Here is an 18,822-nt window from a genome sequence, read left to right as displayed (position 1 = left end):
TCAATCAAGGCTTTATTCTAATGGCATAAGCGAGGCAAAGGGCTATTAATGGAGCTCATGCCCAGGCAAGGCGGAAACGACTTGTGCTGCCAGGCGGTCGGGATGGTCGGTGCCGTCCAGGCGCAGGACCGGCAATGACTGCTGTGCAAGCCAGTCTTCATGTCGCGCCAAATTACGCCCGGTATGGCCGGGACCGGGCGATTCGTACTGAGATGCCCATTCGGCAAACGCAAGGTGCGCCTCGTACATGTCGCCGCCCGGCGCTATGCGTTCTCCATGACGTTGTTTTTCACGCTTTCTTAGCCTGTCCATGCGCACCGCATGGGGCGTGACCACAAACACGATCAGGCTGGCATGCTCGATCAGGGCGTCGCCCCAGCCATCGAACGAGCCGGCCAGGATCCAGCCATCCTCGCCCAATGCGTCGCGGATCAGGCTGACGCGCTCTTGCGGAGGGCGTTTGAGCGAAAAAGGCGGGTCGGTGGGCAGCCAGTAGAACTGGTCCACATCGATATGCGGCAGCCCTAACTGCCGTGCAAGCGTAGCGCCCAGCGTCGTGACGCCGGCACATGACGCACCCGTGATATAGATGCGCGGCCGGTTGGTCATTGGGCGTTGATTCGGCTGAATACGCTTTCTGCCGCGGCAATGGTCTGGTTGATATCCGCTTCGCTGTGTGCAATCGAGACAAAACCGGCTTCGAAAGCGGATGGCGCCAGGTAAACGCCCTCTTCCAGCATGCCGTGGAAGAAGCGGTTGAATGCGTGTTTGTCCGCCTGCATGACCTCGGCGAAGCTGGAGGGGCATTCGGCGCTGAAATAGACGCCGAACATGCCGCCGACGCTTTGTGCACTGAACGTGACGCCGGCATCGCGTGCCGCCTGGGCCAGGCCGTCGGTGAGTTGGCGTGTTTTCGCGGAAAGCGCTTCATGAAAGCCGGGACGCTGCAATTGCTTCAATGTCGCCAAGCCGGCGGCAACGGCGACCGGGTTGCCGGACAAGGTGCCGGCCTGGTACACCGGCCCCAAGGGCGCGAGGAAGGCCATGACGTCGGCGCGGCCGCCGAAAGCGCCCACCGGCAGGCCGCCGCCGATCACCTTGCCGAGCGTGGTGAGGTCGGGCTTGATGCCGAACAATTGCTGTGCGCCACCCAAGGCGACACGGAAGCCGGTCATGACCTCGTCGAAAATCAACAGGGTGCCGGATTGGGTGCATAGTGAGCGCAATGCGGCCAGAAATTCCGGCGTGGGTCGCACCAGGTTCATGTTGCCTGCCACCGGCTCGAGGATGACGCAGGCGATCTCCTTGCCTAGCTCCTCGAATAGTTGTTCCAGCGCCTGCACATCGTTGTAGGGCAAGGTCAATGTATGGGCAGCCAGCTCGGGCGGCACGCCGGCAGAGCTGGGCTGACCGAAAGTGAGCGCTCCCGAACCTGCCTTGACCAACAGGGAGTCGGCATGGCCGTGGTAGCAGCCCTCGAACTTGAGTATCTTGCTACGGCTGGTGAAGCCGCGCGCCAGTCGGATGGCGCTCATGGTGGCTTCCGTGCCCGAGCTGACCAGCCGCACTTGCTCCATGCTGGGGACGAGCTGCGTGATCAGTTGCGCCATTTCCAGTTCCAGCGCGGTCGGCGCGCCGAAGGACAGGCTGTTGGCGGCGGCGGCTTGCACGGCGGCAACCACGTCGGGCTGCGCATGGCCGAGGATCATCGGGCCCCAGGAGCCAACGTAGTCGATGTATTCCTTGCCGTCTTCGTCCCACAGCCGCGAGCCAAGGCCGCGCTTGAAGAACACCGGCGTGCCGCCGACCGAGCCGAAGGCGCGCACCGGCGAATTCACGCCGCCCGGGATCAGGGTTTGGGATTGTTCGAATAATTGCTGGTTTCTGCTCATGGCCTGGCTCTAACTGAAAAGTTGGTTGAATTGACTGGCTTGCGCCTGGATGTTGGGAGCGTTCCACAATGCCCCGATCACGGCCACGGCATCGGCGCCCGCGCTGATGATGCTGGCGGCATTCTCCAGGTTGATCCCCCCTATGGCAACGACTGGCAAACCGAGTTCACGCGCCTTGGCGAACAAGGCGAGGTCGGCGCGTGGCGCGTTTGGCTTGGTGGAGGAAGGAAAACATGCGCCGAAGGCGACGTAATCCGCGCCCAGGCCGGCGGCCTGCCGGGCTAGGCCGAGGTTGTTGTAGCAGGAGGCGCCGATGATTTTGCGTTGGCCCAATGCCGCCCGTGCGGCGGCAATATCGCCGTCGTCTATGCCCAGGTGCACGCCGTCCGCATCCAGCCCGGCGGCAAGCTGGACGTCATCATTGATGATGAGGGGCACCTGGAAACGGCGGCACAAGGCCAGGAGCGCGCTGGCCTGGGCGTGGGCCTGTTCGCCGGAAACTCGCTTATTGCGGTATTGCAGCACCCCGGCTCCTCCGGCGAGGGCAGCCTCGCAGATGGTCAGCAGCCTGGGCGTGTCGGTTTCATCCGGGGTGATGGCATACAGTCCGTGGATTGCCGGGAGGTTATTCCGCGTCATCGGATTCTTCGCGTGCCCAGAACAAGCGGTCGGGGATGTATTGCCCCATGCCGGGACGGAAGGCGTGGCGCAGCGAGTGCCAGGTATATTCTTGCGCCTCCGCGATGGCTTCCTCCATGCCCAGCCCGTGCGCCAGGCAGGCGGCGATCGCCGAGGCCAGCGTGCAGCCGGAGCCGTGGTAGCTTCCCGGCAGGCGCTCGCAAGGATAGGAGCGCAACAGCTTCTGCGAGCCGTAAAGATTGTTGACTACTTGCGGCGAGCGTTCGTGCGTGCCGGTGATCAGGACATATTCAGGCCCGAGCGCCAGCAGGCGCTCCGCCACCTCTTCGATAGAGGCATGTTCGCTTTCGTCGGTAAAGTCCCCGGTGAATGCCAGCCGCCGTGCTTCCAGGCTGTTCGGCGTGAGCAGCGTCGCTTGCGGGAACAGCAAATCTATCATCGCCTCCTGCATGGCTTCGTTGGCCAACTCGTCGCCACGGCCCGAAGACAGGATCGGGTCTATCAGCAACGGTACATCGGGGTAGTCCGCAACGATCTCGGCAATCACGGCGATATTTTCCACGCTGCCCAGCATGCCGAGCTTGAAGGCCGATATCTGCATATCTTCCAGGATGGTGCGCGCTTGTTCGTTGATGAGTTCCGCGTCCAGGGGGACGACATTTTCCACCCCTACCGTATCCTGTACGGTGACCGCCGTGACGACAGACAAGGGGTGGCAGCCGATGCTGGCCAATGCCAAGAGATCTGCCTGCAGGCCTGCGCCGCTGCTGGGGTCGGTAGCGGCAAAGGTGAGTACGCTGGGAGGCATGAGGTTGATTGTTTCCATGGCGGAATCCTGTCAGATGGATAAACGGGCTCGAACAGGCAAATGACTGGCCGGGCCGATGTTAGAGCCGCTGACAAAACCCTTCTGTCGTCGTTGCTCTGCCTTGCCGTACTAATTGTACTGTCAGCGGCAGAGCGCCTAGCCAGAATCACTGCGCCGGGTTTTGTTAGAAGCTCTTAATTCAAGAGGCCTATTTTAGCCTAATCACTCCTGAAAGGAGAGGATTGGGTTGCAACGGGCAGATCGGGATGCCGGGTGACGCGCATCATTGTGGATTCCGGAGGAAATATATGGAAAGCAATAGACGCACTTGATTAAGCCATATTAGAAAAATGGTTTTGCCTGATCGCGGCAAAGCCTTTTAGAATAAAAAGACATCGACCATTGAAAGGCCATTGCCCATGCCGCAATCCAGCCAGAATGATGCAGTTGCCGCACCGCCATGGCATGCGCTCAAGTCGAGCGAGGTGCTTGAGCGCGTGCAGTCCAGCCCAGAGGGCCTGAGCAGCAGCGAGGCCGAGAAGCGGTTGCGGGAACACGGACGCAACGAACTGCCCACCCCGCGCCGACAGCATCCCGTCATGCGCTTCCTGTCGCAGTTCAACAATGCCTTGATCTATTTCATGCTGTCCGCGGCGGTGATTGCATTCTTCCTTGAGCACGCCGTCGATTCGGCAGTGATACTCGCCGTGGTGCTGATCAACGCGATTGTCGGGTATATCCAGGAGGGCAAGGCCGAACAGGCGCTGGATGCCATACGCAACATGATGGTACCGCATGTCACCGCATTGCGGGACGGACACCGTCAGAAACTGGACGTGGCCGACCTGGTCCCCGGGGACGTGATCGTGCTCGAGGCGGGAGACAGCGTGCCTGCGGACGCGCGCTTGCTCAAGGCGCGGCAGCTTTCCAGCGAGGAGGCCATCCTGACCGGCGAATCGGTCCCTAGCCAGAAGCAGGAGCAAGCCGTGGCAGAGGACGCCGACCTGGGGGACCGCCATTGCATGTTGTATTCCGGCACCATCGTGGCGGCGGGCCAGGGTCGTGCCGTGATCGTGGAAACGGGCAGCGCGACGGAAATCGGGCGCATCAGCAGCATGATTTCCAAGGTGGAAACCCTGGAAACGCCCCTCTTGCAGCAAATCAACCATTTCGGGCGCCTGTTCACATGGTTCGCCCTCAGCCTGGCCGTGGCGTTGCTCGCGTTTGCCAAGCTGGTGCAAAACTACAGCTGGATCGACGGATTCATGGTGGTGGTGGCGATCTCGGTCGGGCTGGTGCCCGAAGGCCTGCCTGCCGTAATTACCATCACGCTGGCGATCGGCGTGCAGCGCATGGCGAGGCACAACGCCATTATCCGCCGCCTGCCCGCGGTGGAGACGCTGGGCGCCACCTCGGTGATCTGCTCCGACAAGACGGGCACCCTCACGCGCAACGAAATGACGGTCAGGCGCCTGGTGGCAGGCAAGGCGCATTATCTGGTCGAAGGCACGGGGTACGTGCCCGAGGGCGAGATCAAGCCGCAGGACGGTGCGCCGGACCACGCGTGGGAGGGCCTGGTGCGGGCAGGCCTGCTTTGCAACGATGCCAAGCTGGAGGAAGAGTCCGGGCAATGGCATGTCCTGGGCGACCCGATGGAAGGCGCGCTGGTGGCGCTGGCGATGAAGGCCAGCAAGGATGTCCAGCAGGAGCGCAACGCCTGGAAACGGCTGGACGAGGTGCCTTTCGACAGCAAGCACAAGTTCATGGCGACGCTGCACCATCACGAGGAACACGGCACCTGGATGTTCATCAAGGGCGCGCCGGAAAGCGTGCTGGAAAGGTGCGGGCAGCCTGACCACGAGTACTGGGCAGAGCGCATCAGCGAGGCGGCACAGCATGGCGAGCGCGTACTGGGTTTTGCCGCCAAGCGCTGCGAGGACGGTAAGCAGCACCTTGAATTCAAGGACGTGGAGGGCGATCTTGAACTGCTGGGCGTCATGGGCTTCATCGATCCGCCGCGAGAAGAAGTGCTCGATGCGATAGCCAGCTGCCGTTCCGCCGGGGTCAAGGTCAAGATGATCACCGGCGACCATGCCGCCACGGCGCAAGCGATCGCCAAGCAGCTGCATCTGGCGGACGAGCCGGGCGTCATGACCGGGGCCGACCTCGACAAGGTGCCGGATGAGGAATTGAGCGCCGTGCTGGCGAAAACCAGCGTGTTTGCGCGCACCACGCCCGAGCACAAGCTGCGCATCGTCAAGGCCTTGCAGCAACAGGGCGAGGTGGTCGCCATGACAGGAGACGGCGTCAACGATGCGCCCTCCCTCAAGCAGGCCGACGTGGGCATTGCCATGGGCAAGAAAGGCACGGAAGCGGCCAAGCAGGCCTCGGAAATGGTGCTGGCGGACGACAACTTCGCCACCATCGTCTCTGCGGTGCATGCCGGACGCACGGTCTACGACAACGTGCGCAAGGTGATCGCCTGGACACTGCCGACCAACGGCGGCGAGGCGCTGGCGGTGGTGGTGGCCCTGCTGCTGGGCATGTCCTTGCCCATGACGCCGGCACAGATTCTCTGGATCAACATGGTGCTGACGGTGACGCTGGGGCTGGTGCTGGCGTTCGAGCCTTCCGAGCCCGACGTCATGGAGCGTCCGCCGCGCCCGCGCAATGCCGCCCTGCTTTCCCCTTTCCTGCTCTGGCGCGTGGGTTTTGTCTCGGTCTTGTTCACCATGGGCGTTTTCATTATTTTCGAATATGCCATGCGGCGCGAACTTGGCGAGGAAGTGGCACGCACCATGGTGGTGAATACCCTGGTGGTGCTGGAAATCTTCTACTTGTTTAATGTGCGCTATCTCAATGCCCGGTCGTTCAGCTGGCGCGGGCTGGTCGGCACGCCGATACTGCTGATCGCGCTTGCCGTGGTGATCGTGGCGCAGTTGGCCTTCACCTATGCCGCCCCCTTGCACGCCTTGTTCGCTAGCGCGCCGATTGACTGGAAAGATGGTCTCGTGATCATATTGATCGGTATTGCCTTCATGCTGGTGCTGGAATTCGAGAAAATGTTGATGCGAAAACGCGGCAAAACCAACGTGCTGGCAGAATCTTAAGGAAGGAAACCCTGGTGACGACAGAATTCAAGACCAAACGGCCACGCCAGTTGTTATTGGCTACCGATCTCGGCGCGCGTTGCGACCGTGCGCTGGACCGCGCGGTCCAGCTTTCGCGGGAATGGCATGCCCCGCTGACGGTGGTGCACGCCTTCGAGCAGATAGAACCGATCGCAGACGAGCCCGGCTGGCGCCAGCCGCAAGATGCCGCCCTGGCGATCCAGGCCGAACTGGAGGATGAGCTGGATGCGACCGGCTTGCCCGGCATCACCGTCCGCGTGCTCAAAGGCAAACCGAGTGAGGTGGTATTGAATGTGGCCGAGGAAGTGCAGGCCGAGCTGATCCTCACCGGGGTCAAGCGCGACGGAGCCTTCGAGAAGGCCCTGCTTGGCGATACCGTGACGGAGCTGGCGCGACAGTCCAAGGTGCCGGTGCTGGTGGTGAAGAAGCGCTTGCGCAAGCCTTACGGCAAGATCGTCGTGGCAACCGACCTTTCCGAATTGTCGCGTGCGGCGCTGGCTCGTGCAGTGGACTTGTTCGGGCCGGAAAACCTGGTGGTGTTCCATGCCTCCTTCGCCCATTTCGCCAGCCGCATGGATGACCGGGTGGCGTATGAGAGCGAGCTACGCAGCGACGCCATCCAGAACTGCCGTGACTTTATCCGCGACGTGGCGGGCGGCGCGGCTGCCGTCAGCATCGAAGTGGTGGTGGAATATGGCGAACCAGACCTGCTGCTGGAGAAATATGTGCAGGACAAAAAGGTGGACCTGGTCGTCGCTGCAACCCGCGGCCGCAGCGGGCTGCTAGGCGTATTGTTGGGCAGCGTCGCCATACGCATACTGGATAGCGTCGCTTGCGATGTGCTGATTGTGCGGAGCTGAGCCGGTCATGATCGGGGGCTTGACCAGACGGATTGGGGTTGCTTGCTTTACCCAATGTATTGTTAGGTTTTATTAGCCGCTGTTTAGGTAATTCTGACAGGGTTTTCAGAGCATTGCCTATCCAGCCAGACGTGGCGCACCCGTAAGCTGTAAGCTCATTTTGCAAGGAGCAATATCATGAGTCTTTCCCATGGAATCTTGCCCGGTATGCCGGTCATCTGTTCCCAGGGCGGCAAGTTCGCCACGGTGGACCATATGGAAGGCAGCAACCAGATCAAGCTGCAGAAGGATGAAAACGGCCAGCACCACTACATTCCCGTTAGCTGGGTGACTGCTACCGACAATGCGGAAGTCACGGTCGACCGCCCCGGCAAGCAGGCGATGCAGGATTGGTCCACTACCCCATTGCCGGAGAAGTTTAGCTAGCGATAATTTTTAGCGATTAGCTCACGGCCTGTGATCAGAATGAGTGGCTCCACTGTGCGCTCAGGATGTTGACTTTGGAGGAGAATTCTCCTTGGATGTTGTGGCGCACAGCCCCTTCGCTGCTGTTATCCATGCTGGAGTCCTTCATGCGCAGATAGGCGTAACCGACATCGATGGTATTGAAGGAGTCCAGCTTCCAGCTTGCGCCAACCGCGAACCAGGTGCGGTCGGCATCCGGGATGCGGGGGGTGCGGTGGCTGGAATCGGGCACAGGCGTCTGATCATAGGCGACGCCTGCACGCAGGGTGAGCTGGTCGTTGTAGCGGTAGTTACCGCCTAGCGAAATCCTGTAGCTGTCGTTCCACTTGGTGGTTGTGACATTGTCATCCAGACCGCTGTCAAATTGGATGCGCAATTCTTTAAAGCGGCTCCAGTTGGTCCAGGTAACATCCGCCAGCAATTCCACTTTGTCGTTCAATTGTTGTGCCAGGCTGAACGAGACGGTTTCTGGCATGGAGAGCTTGGCAGTAATGTCGGAGTTACTCAAGCGCGAGGCAAGTGGTGCGACTTGGTTGATCGCAGCGGACCGTCGGAAGCTCGCCTCGCCCTCCAACCTGTGTTTGATATGGGAACGGTAACTGGCTCCCAAGGTGGTGTTTTCCCATGGTTTGTAAATAACGCCCAAGTTAAAACCCCAGCTGATGTCATCGCCCTTCATTTTGCTATAACTGTCGACGGCTGCATTACCGGCTTGGCCCAAGCCACTAGCCGAACATACCCCCAACCCATTTAACGGACTACCTAAGCAAAGTGAGCTTGAATCTATTGCATTCGTGAGTTCAGCCTTAATGTATTGCAGGCTGATGCCGCCGCCAATCGACCATTTCTCTGACGGCTTGAATGAAAGCGCCGGGTTAACATTGACGGTTATCAATTCGGATTTCAAGGCTTGGTAGCGGCCTTTCCAGCCGTTATCGTATTCCGAGGTCAGCCCATAAGGCACCGTAATCCCCAAACCAAACTTCAGGTCAGTGCTCAGGTCGCTGGCGAAATAGAAATTAGGTACCAGTTCCAAGGATGCGGCATCACCGCCATTGTTGCCGGAAATCGCCGTGCCAGTGTTTAGATTGCTGGCATTTGCATTACTCAGCTTGGCGCTGGGGAGAATGGCGCTGCCGCCCAACACGATCTGCCTGCCTGCAGGCAGCCATGAAAGGCTGGCCGGGTTGAAAAACTGGATGCTGGCGTCATCGGCGCGGGCAGCCATGCCCGCATAGGCATTGCCGAACCCGGAAGCGCTTTGCTCAATCAGGGCAAACCCCGCCGCATGCGCCGTCATGTTCACTCCACTGCTGATTCCCAAAATCGACAAAAAGCATAAGCGCTTGATCATTTTTTTTATTTCCATCGGTGGTATTTGGCGTCAAGAGTGGATATTAACGGCAAAGTTTAAAGAATGTTGAATTTCTAATAATCAATCAGGCATTTACCTTGCAATACAATTGTGCTACGTCTGCGCGTGTAGTGTGATTTTTTTAACCTTTATGGGGAGTTCTTTATGAATGCCGTTGTTGATTTCAATCCTTTAAACACTGTTCAATTTGAGCAAGTACGTGCCCACTATGAGCCCGAGTTCGGTATTACATGGCTGTTTATGCAGCCCAACCCGCGGCCGTGCTTCAACCGGATTTGCATGAGCGAACTGCTGATGAACCAGACGCAGATCGAGGCATCGCATGCCAATCCGCTTCACCGTCCGCAGCAGGCTACAAACTACCTGGTGCTGGCGTCCGATGTGGAAGGCGTGTTCAACCTGGGCGGCGACCTAGCAACATTCAAGGAAGCCATCGAGAAGAAGGAAAGGAGCAAGCTGCTGGAATATGCCCATTTGTGCATAGACAACCTCTGGACCTTCTACAATATGCAGGCTCCGATCACCACGATTTCCCTGGTCAAGGGCCAGGCCATGGGAGGCGGATTCGAGGCTGCCTTGTCCGCGCATGTGCTGATCGCCGAGAAAGGCGCGCTCATGGGCTTGCCCGAGGTGTTGTTCAACCTGTTCCCCGGCATGGGGGCGATGAGCTTCCTGTCGCGCCGGATCGGATTGAGCGCCGCCGATAAGATGATCCGCTCGGGCAAGGTCTACACCGCCGAAGAGCTTTACGACATGGGGGTGGTGGACGTGCTGGCAGAAACCGGCCAGGGCGAGAAAGCGTTGCATGACTGGGTGCGCAAGACGCATAAGTCGCTGAACTCGTTCCAGGCGATCCAGAAGGCCAAGCAGCGCGTCAACCCGCTTACCAAGCAGGAGCTGCTCGACATCACGGAAATCTGGGTGGATGCGGCATTGCGGCTGACCGAGCGCAACCTCAAGGTGATGGAGCGCCTGGTGCGCGCCCAGAACACCAAGGTGGGAGATCAGGAAGAAGCCGTCAGGGCAGCAGGATGACAGCTAGCTCGAGGCAGCCTGCCGACTACTCAAGTAGTCGTTAATGGCTTGCGTGGCTGCCTCGAACTCTTTCTCGAGTTGATCCAGCATGATGGTGCCGCGGAAACGCAGCTCCTCAGGACTGGCTTTGTCCATCATATCCGCTTGTTTGCTCACGGTGACCGCACCGACGCTCAGGCTATTCCCCTTGAGCGCATGGCAAAACTCGTGCAGTTCGCCATAGCGCTTGGCGCCGAGATTCTGCTTGATGACTTTGACCAACGCTCCACAGTCGGTGACATACTTGCTTAGGAGGCGGGGTACGAACATGCTGTCCTGCCCGCCCAGCAGTTCCAGTTCCGACAGCGTCGCAGGCGACAATACGTCGTTTGCCTTTGCCGCTTCCTGCGGCGGAGCCGCATTCTTTTTCGCATAAAACTGGGCCACCTGGCCCGAAACCGGCAGGCCGCCCTTGAGGCTGGCTATCGTGTCGAACAACAGCTTGGTTTCGATCGGCTTGGTCAGGTAGGCGTCGAAGCCCGCCACTTCGGCTGCAGACTTGGTTTCCACCGTTGCGTCGGCAGTGAACAGGATAAACTTGGTTTCCCTGTCGTCCGGCCGCAGGAAGCGATACAGCTTCAGCGCGTCTATCCCATTCATTCCGGCCATATTGAGGTCGGATACCACAAGGTCGAATTGCTCGATTTCCAGCCTGTCCAGCAGCTCATCGGCATTGTCGACCACGGCGACATTGTGGCCGGGCAATTGCAGCAGCTTGACGATGATGGTCTGGTTGGTGACATTGTCCTCGCAAACCAGGATCTTGAGCGGCTTGGTGGAGGGCTGGGGATTATTGTCGACCGCGGCAAGCGAAACGACAGGCGCAGGTGCGACGATTTCCAGCGTGAGGTCGAACCAGAACCGGCTGCCGACATTGAGGCCGCTGTTCAGGTGCAGCTCGCTGCCCAATGCTTCGACCAGGCGCTTGGCGATGGTGAGGCCTAGGCCGCTGCCGCCAAACTTGCGCGTGGTGGAGATGTCTGCCTGGGTGAAGCTTTCAAAAATGCGTTCGCGCTGCTCGTCGGAAATGCCGATGCCGGTATCGATAACCTCGATGCGGTATATGCCTTGGTCGGCGGTCGACTCCAGTGTGTGCACGGCAAGCGTGACCGAGCCGCGCTCGGTGAACTTGACGGCGTTGCCGACCAGGTTGGCCAGGATCTGCTGCAGGATGTAGGGATCGCTTTTGACGCGTACCTCCTCGAGGTCGATGCTTTTTTCCAGGGTGATGCGCTTGTTGAGCGCCTGGCCCTTGAACACCTCGATGGTTTGCTCGGCCAGCTCGCGCAGGGAAAGCTCGGTTTTTTCCACTTGCAGCTTTTCTTGCTCGATCTTGGAAAAGTCCAGCACGTTGTTGAGCTGGGAGAGCAACAGCTTGGACGAGCTCTCGAGCGTGCGCAGCAGTTCGTCTTGCTCATGGTTGAGCTGCGTGTTGCGCAACAGGGTGCTGATACCGATGATGCCGTTGAGCGGAGTGCGGATTTCGTGGCTCATGTTGGCGACGAAGCGGGTTTTTGCATGGTTTGCGACCTCGGCTTTCTGCCTGGCCTCCTCGATGCGCGTGATCAGGGTGGCGACGTAGAGCGGCAACGCTACCAACATGAGCAACAGGCTGTAGCTGATGGCCCTGTGTTCCAGCCAGAACGGGTTGACGTTGATGGTATAGAGAAAGCCGATCACGCTCAGCGCCTGGGAGTGCAGCAGGTATTTCTTGCCGAAGCGGAAGCCGTTGCCGAAGGTCACCCAAAGGTATACCCCGACCAGGATGACCCCTAGTTCGCCGGTCATCGCCATGAACATGGTGGGCAGGCCGATATCCAGCCATGCGCCGGACAGCCTGCGCAAGGCGGCATGGCTTGTCGTGAACAGGATTAGCCCGATCAATACGAAGGACAGCACCTGGAACACCACCGTCATCGGGATGGCGAGCGGGAAGGCATGGCTGATGGTGTTGAGGCCGGTGACTTCGCGGTAGATCAGGAAGGACAGGAACGCCATGCACAGCCAGATGCGGATGATGGCCTGCTCAAGCTCCAGCGGGTCGCAATGCCTGCTCAGAGTCAGCCAGTACTGCCTGGCCCGCTTGAAGGGTTGCATCAATGACATAGGCTGGTCGAGTATTAAAAGTTGGAAAGCGCTGCAATCGAGATTGCAGCTTCTATTATTCCGGTGCGTGTATTAGGTTGCGCTTAGATAAAGTTATATTCAAGTCCCCTGAAGGGGAATTTGCAACTTTTAAACAGGCTCTTAGGAAGCATGACGCTTGTGAATTTCCTCGAACAGCATATGCACATCGGGTATGAGCTTGATCAATTCCGGGTCGAAATGCTTGCCGTTTTCTGCAATCAGGTATTCGATCGCCTTATCCACACTCCAGGCCTCCTTGTAGGGGCGGCGGCTGGTGAGGGCGTCGAATACGTCCGCTACCGCCACAATACGGGCCGATAGCGGGATTTCCTGGCCGGACATGCCATAGGGGTAGCCCGAGCCGTCAAACTTCTCGTGGTGCGCGAGCGCGATCTCGCTGCCTTTCTGCAGGTACTTGGACGGGCTGCCCTGCAGGATTTCATAGCCGATCAGCGGGTGCCGCTGCATGACCTTTTTCTCTTCCGGCGTGAAGGGGCCTTGCTTGAGCAGCACGCTATCGGGGATGCCGATCTTGCCGATGTCATGCAGCGGGGCGGCCAGCTCGATCAGCTCTGCCTCGTCTTCAGGGAAGCCCAATGCCTCTGCCAGCACGCGGCTGTAAAGCGACATGCGCAGTAGGTGCTGTGCGGTGTCGTAATCGCGGTATTCCCCGGCGCGGGCAAGGTGCATCAGGGTTTCCTTTTCCCGCATGAGGATGTTCTCGGTGGCCTCGCGCACCATGCTCTCCAGCAGCCGGCTTTTGTCTTCCAGGGTCAGCCGCTGCTGGCGCAAGGTGATCAGGTTCTTGCAGCGCGCCATGCACTCGTGCATGTCGACCGGCTTGGTGAGGAAATCGGTGACGCCCGCATCCAGCGCGGCATAACGGATCTCCACGTCCTGCTTGATCGTGATCATGATGGTGGGCACGGTTTGGTACTGGGGCAGGCGCGTGATTTCATTGATGAAGCACAGGCCGTTCATGCCCGGCATTTCATAATCGACCAGCAGCAGGTCTGCGGTGTTGTCTTGCGCCCAGAGCAATGCCTCGGTAGGCGAGGAAAACTCGAATGTTTTGATACCGCGCCCGAGGTTCCTGACAATTTTGGACAGGATAGAGCGGCTGACGGCCTGGTCATCGAGTATCAGCACCTTGGCGGTATCAACGAGGTTGAGGGTCTTCATAATTACCTATGTTCTTAGTCCAGGGGGGGGTACTAGGCACAGCCTCCACAATCGCTTCGAATGACGGACAATCGTTAATGCAGAGGATCAGTTGCATTATTATCATACAGCCAGATGCAAAAGATTGAAGCATTGATGACATTGATTCATATTCACCAAGATCAAATCCCAGCAAGCTATTGCAGGAAATTAGGCTTAATGCCGTACTAAAAAGCGTCCAGCAAAACTCCCATGACGTGGTTGCTCTGCTTGTCCTGGCCCTTGTAACGCCTGCGGTATGGCGCCTAGCCAGAAGCGCCTCACTGAATTTTGTTAGGCTGTAAATAGCAGAATATCGGCAATTACCTCCATTTCTGTAAAACTTGGTAAAACCTCCGCTCAATTAACGGTCCTATCAATATGAAGTCCTCAACTGCGCGGGGATACTGCACGCGCGAGGAAGAACGCCAGCCCTACGAAGAACAGTACCACCAATAAGGCATGGCGCAAGGAATAATGTTCCCCAATAAATCCCAGCAACGGCGGGCCTGCCAGGAAAGCGACATAACCAGCCGTCGCGACGATGCTGACGCGCGCGGTGGAATGGCCGCCGTCCCCGGTGTCGCCGGCCGCGGAAATGGTCAGCGGAAAGCCAAGCGAAGTACCCAAGCCCCAGAACAGGACTGCCGCCGCGGCGACATAAGGATGATTGGCAAAAATGACCATGCCGATCCCAATGACTCCCAGCAGCGCGCTTGCGCGGACCACCGACACCCTGCTGTAGCGTTCGAGGAAGTAGTGGCCGCTGAAGCGGCCCAGCGCCATCATGCCGGCAAAGCCGGTATAGATCATGGAACCGATGGCGGCGCTGAAATGATGCTCATCCACCATGAGGATGGGAATCCAATCCGTCGCCGAGCCTTCTGCCAGCGCCATGCCCAGCACGATCAGGCTGATGCACATCAGTTGTAGGTCGCGCCATGGTTTGAACGGCTGGGCCGTCTCTTGCCTCAGTATGGATTGGCCGGATTTAGGCGACTCGATTCCTACCCCGGCTGGAATAGCCCGCAATCCCCACAAGACAACCGGGACTCCCGCCAGCGCAGTGAGGGCAACATGCCATGTCACCGGGAACGCAATGCTGGCCAGGCCAATACCCACGATGCCTCCCAGGAAGGTGCCCAGGCTGAAACCGGCATGCAGCATGGCAAGCGCAGGCTTATGGGTGATGCGCTCGACTTCGGCGCCTTCGACATTGAGGGCGATCTCGCCTAGCCCGATGCCCAACCCGAACACCATGAGGCCCAGTGCGACCAATAGCGCCAGCGTCAATGCCAACCCCGCCGCCATGACGCCCAGGCCGACCAGCAGGGTCAGCATGCCCACGTGGATCACGGGCTTTGTGCCCCAGTGTCGTACCAGTTTGCCCGAGCTTAGGATACCAGTCATGGCACCTACGGATATGCTGAATAGGATCAAGCCCATTTCTGCGATTGATACTTGAAGCTGATCTCGAATCGCCGGGGTTCGTGTGACCCAGGAAGCAACGGCCAGCCCGGTCAGCAGGAAAAATGCGAATAATGCCTGGCGGCGGTGTATTGCGGTTTTCATGGATAAATATAGGCGTACAGGACAATACCCGCTCGGTTGACAGCGACCAAGGTTAAAAAAACCAGGGCCTTGAAATCAGTTGGGCATCGTAACATTGCCTTTGCCACAGAAAATGTTATTGCCGTGAAATTTCTCGATGCTGCAATGGCCTGGCTAAGTGAATGACGACCAAGGGATTCATACTTCACCTCTTGCCGAAAGACTCCGGTCTACCGGGAAATTGCGAGGTATTGGAGCGGGCGACGGGAATCGAACCCGCGTATCAAGCTTGGGAAGCTGGCGTTCTACCATTGAACTACGCCCGCACAGGCGAGCGATTATACCTGTTTATCCCATCCGGAGCATACTCGAGGTGCGACATTATGCCGCATCGTTGAGAGACACCATTCCAACTACAATCCACCGTTTCGCCGTTGCATCGATATATGGTTGTTTAGTTTTGGATTCGGGAGTGGAAATGAAGGTCAAGGTAAGAGCACGCGCGGGAGCGCATCAGGCAATGCCGCTGAAATGGACGGCGCTGGTGCTGGCATCCGTATTCAGCAGTGTTGCGCATGCGGAGCATGAGCATCTGGAGCATTTGCCGGAAATCGAGGTGACGGCGCATGCGCACGAGGGCAATAGCGACCTGCACAAACGCATGGTTAACAGCGCGGACACAGCCAGCCTGCTGCAGGATTACACGGGCGTGTACTCCTACCAGGCAGGGGGAATCTCCGCCCTGCCCAATATTCGCGGGATGAACGACAACCGCATCCGTATCCTGGTCGACGGTGCGGAATTGACGGCCGCCTGCGCCAACAACATGAATGCGCCGCTGACCTATATTTCGCCAGCCGCGGTGGCCAATGTCAGCGTGCTGACCGGCATTACGCCCGTGAGCATGGGAGGCGACAGCATTGCCGGCACGATCGCCGTGGATTCCGCCAAGCCCATCTATGCCGCCAATGCTGATGCATGGCTATACAAGGGCAGCTTCTCCACGGTCTACCGCAGCAACAACAACGGCTTGAGCACTGCGCTCAATGCGACTGCAGCCAGCGACAACCTCAGCCTGAACTTCACCAGCACCATGGACCATGGGCAGAGCTACCGTGACGGTAACGGCGACAAGGTGCGCGCGACCCAGTTCGAGCGCCATATTCAGACCTTGACGATCGGCGCCAAAGGCGAGAATGAGGATTTCGTGCTGCGCCTCAGCCACCAGGAAGTGCCCCACCAAGGCTTCCCCAATCAATACATGGACCTGGTCGACAACAAGGCGGACTCCATCAATGCGAGCTACAGCCGCCGTTTTGCCTGGGGCGATCTGGATACCCGCGTCTATTGGCAGGAGGTGCGCCATGAAATGGGTTTCTTCACATCCGAGAAGACCGGCGCCATGCCGATGAAGACGCATGGCAAGGATATGGGCTATAGCCTGAAGGCGACAATTCCGCTCGACGATGTCCATATCCTGCGACTTGGGAATGAACTGCATCGCAATACGCTGGATGATTTCTGGCCTGCGATACCCGGCGATACCATGATGATGGGGCCTAACACTTATGTGAATATCAATGACGGCCGGCGTACCCGCGTCGGCATATTTGCGGAGGTGGAATCCCAATGGGACAGCCGTTGGAGTTCCCTGCTGGGTGCCCGTATTGACCATGTGCGCACCAGCACCGGCGAGGTACAGGCCTATGGCGGCATGATGGGTATGGCGGATATTGCCGCTGCGAGCGCGTTCAACGCGGGCAGCCGTTCTGCCAGCGACAATCACTTCGACCTGACTGCGACAGGGAAATACGAGATTTCCGAGAGTTCCAGCGTGGAGTTTGGATATGCACGCAAGACACGTTCGCCAAATCTATATGAGCGCTACTCCTGGGGAGCTGGCATCATGGCGCGCACCATGATTGGTTGGTTTGGCGATGCCAATGGCTATGTTGGCAACCCTGATTTGCGCCCGGAGAAAGCGAACACGGTAAGCGCCACCTTGGATTGGCATGATGCCGGGGAGAAGTCCTGGCAGGTGCGGGTGACGCCTTATTTCACCTACGTGCAGGATTACATCGGTGTCGAGCGTATCGGGACGTTCAATCCTCTGAGTCGCGTCGGCACCACCAATGCTTTGCTGCGTTTTGACAATCAGGATACACGCTTCTATGGCATCAATGCCGATGCCGCCAAGCAACTCTGGCAGGACAGTGCCTGGGGCGAGGGCCGGCTGCGCGGCAGCTTGGCCTGGACGCGCGGGGAGCGCACCAACCGGGATTCGCTCTACCAGATCATGCCGCTCAACGCGCGCATCGGCCTGGAGCAGAAGAAAGGGCCCTGGTCGAATAGCATCGATGTGCAGTTCATCGACAGCAAGACACGCGTCGACGATGCGCGTTTCGAGCCTGAAACAGGCGGCTATACCCTGGTGGACCTGCGCAGCAGCTACCAATGGCAGAAGGCCCGTCTCGATTTCAGCGTGACCAACCTGTTTGACCGCTACTATCTGTTGCCCACTGGTGGCGTGAACTATGCAAATTGGAAAGCGGAGAATGCGGCAGGCCCGATGAGCGCGCTGGCTGGCATGGGCCGTTCAGTCAATGTCGGTTTGACGCTGGATTTCTGATCAGGCGCCTACCTTGACGGGCCGTTCCGCCCCGAACATCCTGATATAGCGTTCACGCATGGTGACGCTGCCTTTCATGCCGCCCTGGTGCAGGTACAGCCAGGGCTGCTTGAAATGCTCGCGGTGTTGCAGGATGCAGGCCCAGGCAGGCAGGTCGTACAGCAGGTCGAAACTGATGCCGGTTTCTGCCGCCAGTTCGGCCTGCAATTCCCACAGCTCGCGGTATAGAGAGCCAAAGCGGTAATGCGGCTCCTGCGCCAGGATGACGGGATGGCATTGCTGTTGCACGGTTGAGAACACCTGCTGCAGATAAGGCGTATCGCCATATGCCGGCGTCGTCACGACCTCCATGCCTGGCATCGAGGCGGCCAGGTGGCAGGCGCTGCTCCCGGTGCCTGATGGCAGGAATACCTGCTGGAATCCCAACGTGCCGGCTACCTCGCTGATTTCAGCGCCCAGATATCCGAAACCGTGCGCCACATGCGCATGGTTGGCTCCCTCGGCGAATATCCATTCATTCTCGCTGGGCACGAACGCCTGCTGCGTCATGCGGCGGTACAGCTTGCTGTCGATATGCAACTGCATGCCGCGATCCAATGCCAAGGCCAGGTTGCCCTTGGGATGTATTTTCAGCTCGTCGGCGATATATGGCAACACGTAATGAAATTCCGTGCCCATGAGTTGTGCGAGTGCACTCAAGGCCAGCATGGCATTGGACTGGGCTGAGCCATAACTCCAGATGCGTTTGGCAGGCGGCAGCGACGCAAGGTTTTCCAGGCAATAAGCCAGTTTGTAGAGTTTATTACCTTCGATCGCTTCGAAATATTCTGCCGGAACGGCCTGGCAGAATGCGGGAGCTGGCATGGTCTTGAGAATGCGGTTGCCGGAAAGGATCGCGGGCGACAACAATCTGGACTCGATACGCAGGATGAAATCCATTCCGGCAAAACTGCATTGTAGATAGCTGAAGCTGGGCAAGGCCATGGGCAAGACTCGGTAAATTCTTATGATGATACTTAAGCAAAACCCAGACCACCAACAAGAAAAAACCGGCCAACAGGCCGGTGGAGG

The 18,822-nt window shown here is 58.6% G+C and carries 14 protein-coding genes and 1 tRNA gene; 5 read left to right on the top strand and 10 right to left on the bottom strand.

Features of this window, described 5'->3' with window-relative positions; genetic code table 11:
- Positions 1-45: 45 nt before the first annotated feature.
- From ACKF11_RS05685 to thiD, 4 genes are read right to left on the bottom strand one after another with little or no spacing between them, the layout of a single operon-like run.
- Positions 46-609 carry an ATP-binding protein gene (locus ACKF11_RS05685; RefSeq protein WP_407996289.1) on the bottom strand — a complete coding sequence of 188 codons (564 nt, stop codon included), beginning with the start codon at positions 607-609 and terminating at the stop codon, positions 46-48.
- Positions 606-1,892 carry a glutamate-1-semialdehyde 2,1-aminomutase gene (gene hemL, locus ACKF11_RS05680; protein WP_407996288.1) on the bottom strand — a complete coding sequence of 429 codons (1,287 nt, stop codon included), beginning with the start codon at positions 1,890-1,892 and terminating at the stop codon, positions 606-608. Before hemL ends, ACKF11_RS05685 begins: the two co-directional genes overlap by 4 nt.
- A gap of 9 nt (positions 1,893-1,901) precedes the next feature.
- Positions 1,902-2,531 (bottom strand): thiamine phosphate synthase, encoded by a 630-nt coding sequence (gene thiE / locus ACKF11_RS05675; RefSeq protein ID WP_407996287.1) that lies wholly within the window; start codon positions 2,529-2,531, stop codon positions 1,902-1,904.
- Positions 2,518-3,357: a bifunctional hydroxymethylpyrimidine kinase/phosphomethylpyrimidine kinase gene (gene thiD / locus ACKF11_RS05670; RefSeq protein WP_405029510.1), complete on the bottom strand. Its 840-nt coding sequence runs from the start codon at positions 3,355-3,357 to the stop codon at positions 2,518-2,520. The genes thiE and thiD overlap by 14 nt, the downstream gene beginning before the upstream one ends.
- Positions 3,358-3,758: 401 nt before the next feature.
- Between thiD and ACKF11_RS05665 the strand changes: the two genes are divergently transcribed.
- The 3 genes from ACKF11_RS05665 (at position 3,759) to ACKF11_RS05655 (ending at position 7,756) form a co-directional block, all read left to right on the top strand.
- Positions 3,759-6,449 (top strand): cation-translocating P-type ATPase, encoded by a 2,691-nt coding sequence (locus ACKF11_RS05665; RefSeq protein ID WP_407996286.1) that lies wholly within the window; start codon positions 3,759-3,761, stop codon positions 6,447-6,449.
- Between the two features lie 14 nt (positions 6,450-6,463).
- A complete protein-coding gene (locus tag ACKF11_RS05660; RefSeq protein ID WP_407996285.1) occupies positions 6,464-7,330 on the top strand; it encodes a universal stress protein in 867 nt (288 codons plus the stop codon).
- 177 nt (positions 7,331-7,507) lie between these two features.
- Positions 7,508-7,756: a DUF2171 domain-containing protein gene (locus ACKF11_RS05655; RefSeq protein WP_407996284.1), complete on the top strand. Its 249-nt coding sequence runs from the start codon at positions 7,508-7,510 to the stop codon at positions 7,754-7,756.
- Between the two features lie 34 nt (positions 7,757-7,790).
- Here the strand turns inward: ACKF11_RS05655 and ACKF11_RS05650 are convergent, their stop codons facing one another.
- Positions 7,791-9,095 carry an OmpP1/FadL family transporter gene (locus ACKF11_RS05650; RefSeq protein ID WP_407996283.1) on the bottom strand — a complete coding sequence of 435 codons (1,305 nt, stop codon included), beginning with the start codon at positions 9,093-9,095 and terminating at the stop codon, positions 7,791-7,793.
- A 219-nt stretch (positions 9,096-9,314) separates the two neighbouring features.
- Here ACKF11_RS05650 and ACKF11_RS05645 point away from each other — a divergent pair, with 219 nt between their 5' ends.
- Positions 9,315-10,205, top strand: a complete 891-nt coding sequence (locus tag ACKF11_RS05645; RefSeq protein WP_407996282.1) for a crotonase/enoyl-CoA hydratase family protein — start codon at positions 9,315-9,317, stop codon at positions 10,203-10,205.
- Between the two features lie 3 nt (positions 10,206-10,208).
- Here ACKF11_RS05645 and ACKF11_RS05640 read toward each other — a convergent pair whose 3' ends face one another.
- The 4 genes from ACKF11_RS05640 to ACKF11_RS05625 all read right to left on the bottom strand — a co-directional run bounded on the left by ACKF11_RS05640 (position 10,209) and on the right by ACKF11_RS05625 (position 15,448).
- On the bottom strand, positions 10,209-12,341 hold the full coding sequence (locus ACKF11_RS05640; RefSeq protein WP_407996281.1) for an ATP-binding protein: 2,133 nt from the start codon (positions 12,339-12,341) through the stop codon (positions 10,209-10,211).
- A 150-nt stretch (positions 12,342-12,491) separates the two neighbouring features.
- The gene (locus tag ACKF11_RS05635) at positions 12,492-13,553 is read right to left on the bottom strand and encodes an HD domain-containing phosphohydrolase (protein WP_309565910.1); all 1,062 of its coding nucleotides are present in this window, start codon (positions 13,551-13,553) and stop codon (positions 12,492-12,494) included.
- A 408-nt stretch (positions 13,554-13,961) separates the two neighbouring features.
- On the bottom strand, positions 13,962-15,143 hold the full coding sequence (locus ACKF11_RS05630; protein ID WP_407996280.1) for an MFS transporter: 1,182 nt from the start codon (positions 15,141-15,143) through the stop codon (positions 13,962-13,964).
- Between the two features lie 231 nt (positions 15,144-15,374).
- Positions 15,375-15,448: transfer RNA gene (locus ACKF11_RS05625), tRNA-Gly, on the bottom strand.
- A 152-nt stretch (positions 15,449-15,600) separates the two neighbouring features.
- On the opposite strand from ACKF11_RS05625, the gene ACKF11_RS05620 reads away from it, so the two are divergent.
- On the top strand, positions 15,601-17,751 hold the full coding sequence (locus ACKF11_RS05620; protein WP_407996279.1) for a TonB-dependent receptor: 2,151 nt from the start codon (positions 15,601-15,603) through the stop codon (positions 17,749-17,751).
- On the opposite strand, the gene ACKF11_RS05615 is transcribed toward ACKF11_RS05620, so the two are convergent.
- On the bottom strand, positions 17,752-18,690 hold the full coding sequence (locus tag ACKF11_RS05615; RefSeq protein ID WP_407996278.1) for a hypothetical protein: 939 nt from the start codon (positions 18,688-18,690) through the stop codon (positions 17,752-17,754).
- Positions 18,691-18,822: the final 132 nt, after the last annotated feature.

This window comes from Methylobacillus draconifructus (assembly GCF_045984385.1).
Classification (GTDB): Bacteria; Pseudomonadota; Gammaproteobacteria; order Burkholderiales; family Methylophilaceae; genus Methylobacillus; species Methylobacillus flagellatus_A.
Note: the sequence above shows the minus strand (reverse complement) of the source record. Positions and strands in the feature narration are given on the sequence as shown.

What these genes read in the sequence shown, in the direction of transcription:
- ACKF11_RS05685 (WP_407996289.1), bottom strand. Translation starts at nt 609, where the DNA reads ATGACCAACCGGCCGCGCATCTATATCACGGGTGCGTCATGTGCCGGC.
- hemL (WP_407996288.1), bottom strand. Translation starts at nt 1,892, where the DNA reads ATGAGCAGAAACCAGCAATTATTCGAACAATCCCAAACCCTGATCCCG.
- thiE (WP_407996287.1), bottom strand. Translation starts at nt 2,531, where the DNA reads ATGACGCGGAATAACCTCCCGGCAATCCACGGACTGTATGCCATCACC.
- thiD (WP_405029510.1), bottom strand. Translation starts at nt 3,357, where the DNA reads ATGGAAACAATCAACCTCATGCCTCCCAGCGTACTCACCTTTGCCGCT.
- ACKF11_RS05665 (WP_407996286.1), top strand. Translation starts at nt 3,759, where the DNA reads ATGCCGCAATCCAGCCAGAATGATGCAGTTGCCGCACCGCCATGGCAT.
- ACKF11_RS05655 (WP_407996284.1), top strand. Translation starts at nt 7,508, where the DNA reads ATGAGTCTTTCCCATGGAATCTTGCCCGGTATGCCGGTCATCTGTTCC.
- ACKF11_RS05650 (WP_407996283.1), bottom strand. Translation starts at nt 9,095, where the DNA reads ATGACGGCGCATGCGGCGGGGTTTGCCCTGATTGAGCAAAGCGCTTCC.
- ACKF11_RS05645 (WP_407996282.1), top strand. Translation starts at nt 9,315, where the DNA reads ATGAATGCCGTTGTTGATTTCAATCCTTTAAACACTGTTCAATTTGAG.
- ACKF11_RS05640 (WP_407996281.1), bottom strand. Translation starts at nt 12,341, where the DNA reads ATGCAACCCTTCAAGCGGGCCAGGCAGTACTGGCTGACTCTGAGCAGG.
- ACKF11_RS05635 (WP_309565910.1), bottom strand. Translation starts at nt 13,553, where the DNA reads ATGAAGACCCTCAACCTCGTTGATACCGCCAAGGTGCTGATACTCGAT.
- ACKF11_RS05630 (WP_407996280.1), bottom strand. Translation starts at nt 15,143, where the DNA reads ATGAAAACCGCAATACACCGCCGCCAGGCATTATTCGCATTTTTCCTG.
- ACKF11_RS05620 (WP_407996279.1), top strand. Translation starts at nt 15,601, where the DNA reads ATGAAGGTCAAGGTAAGAGCACGCGCGGGAGCGCATCAGGCAATGCCG.
- ACKF11_RS05615 (WP_407996278.1), bottom strand. Translation starts at nt 18,690, where the DNA reads ATGGATTTCATCCTGCGTATCGAGTCCAGATTGTTGTCGCCCGCGATC.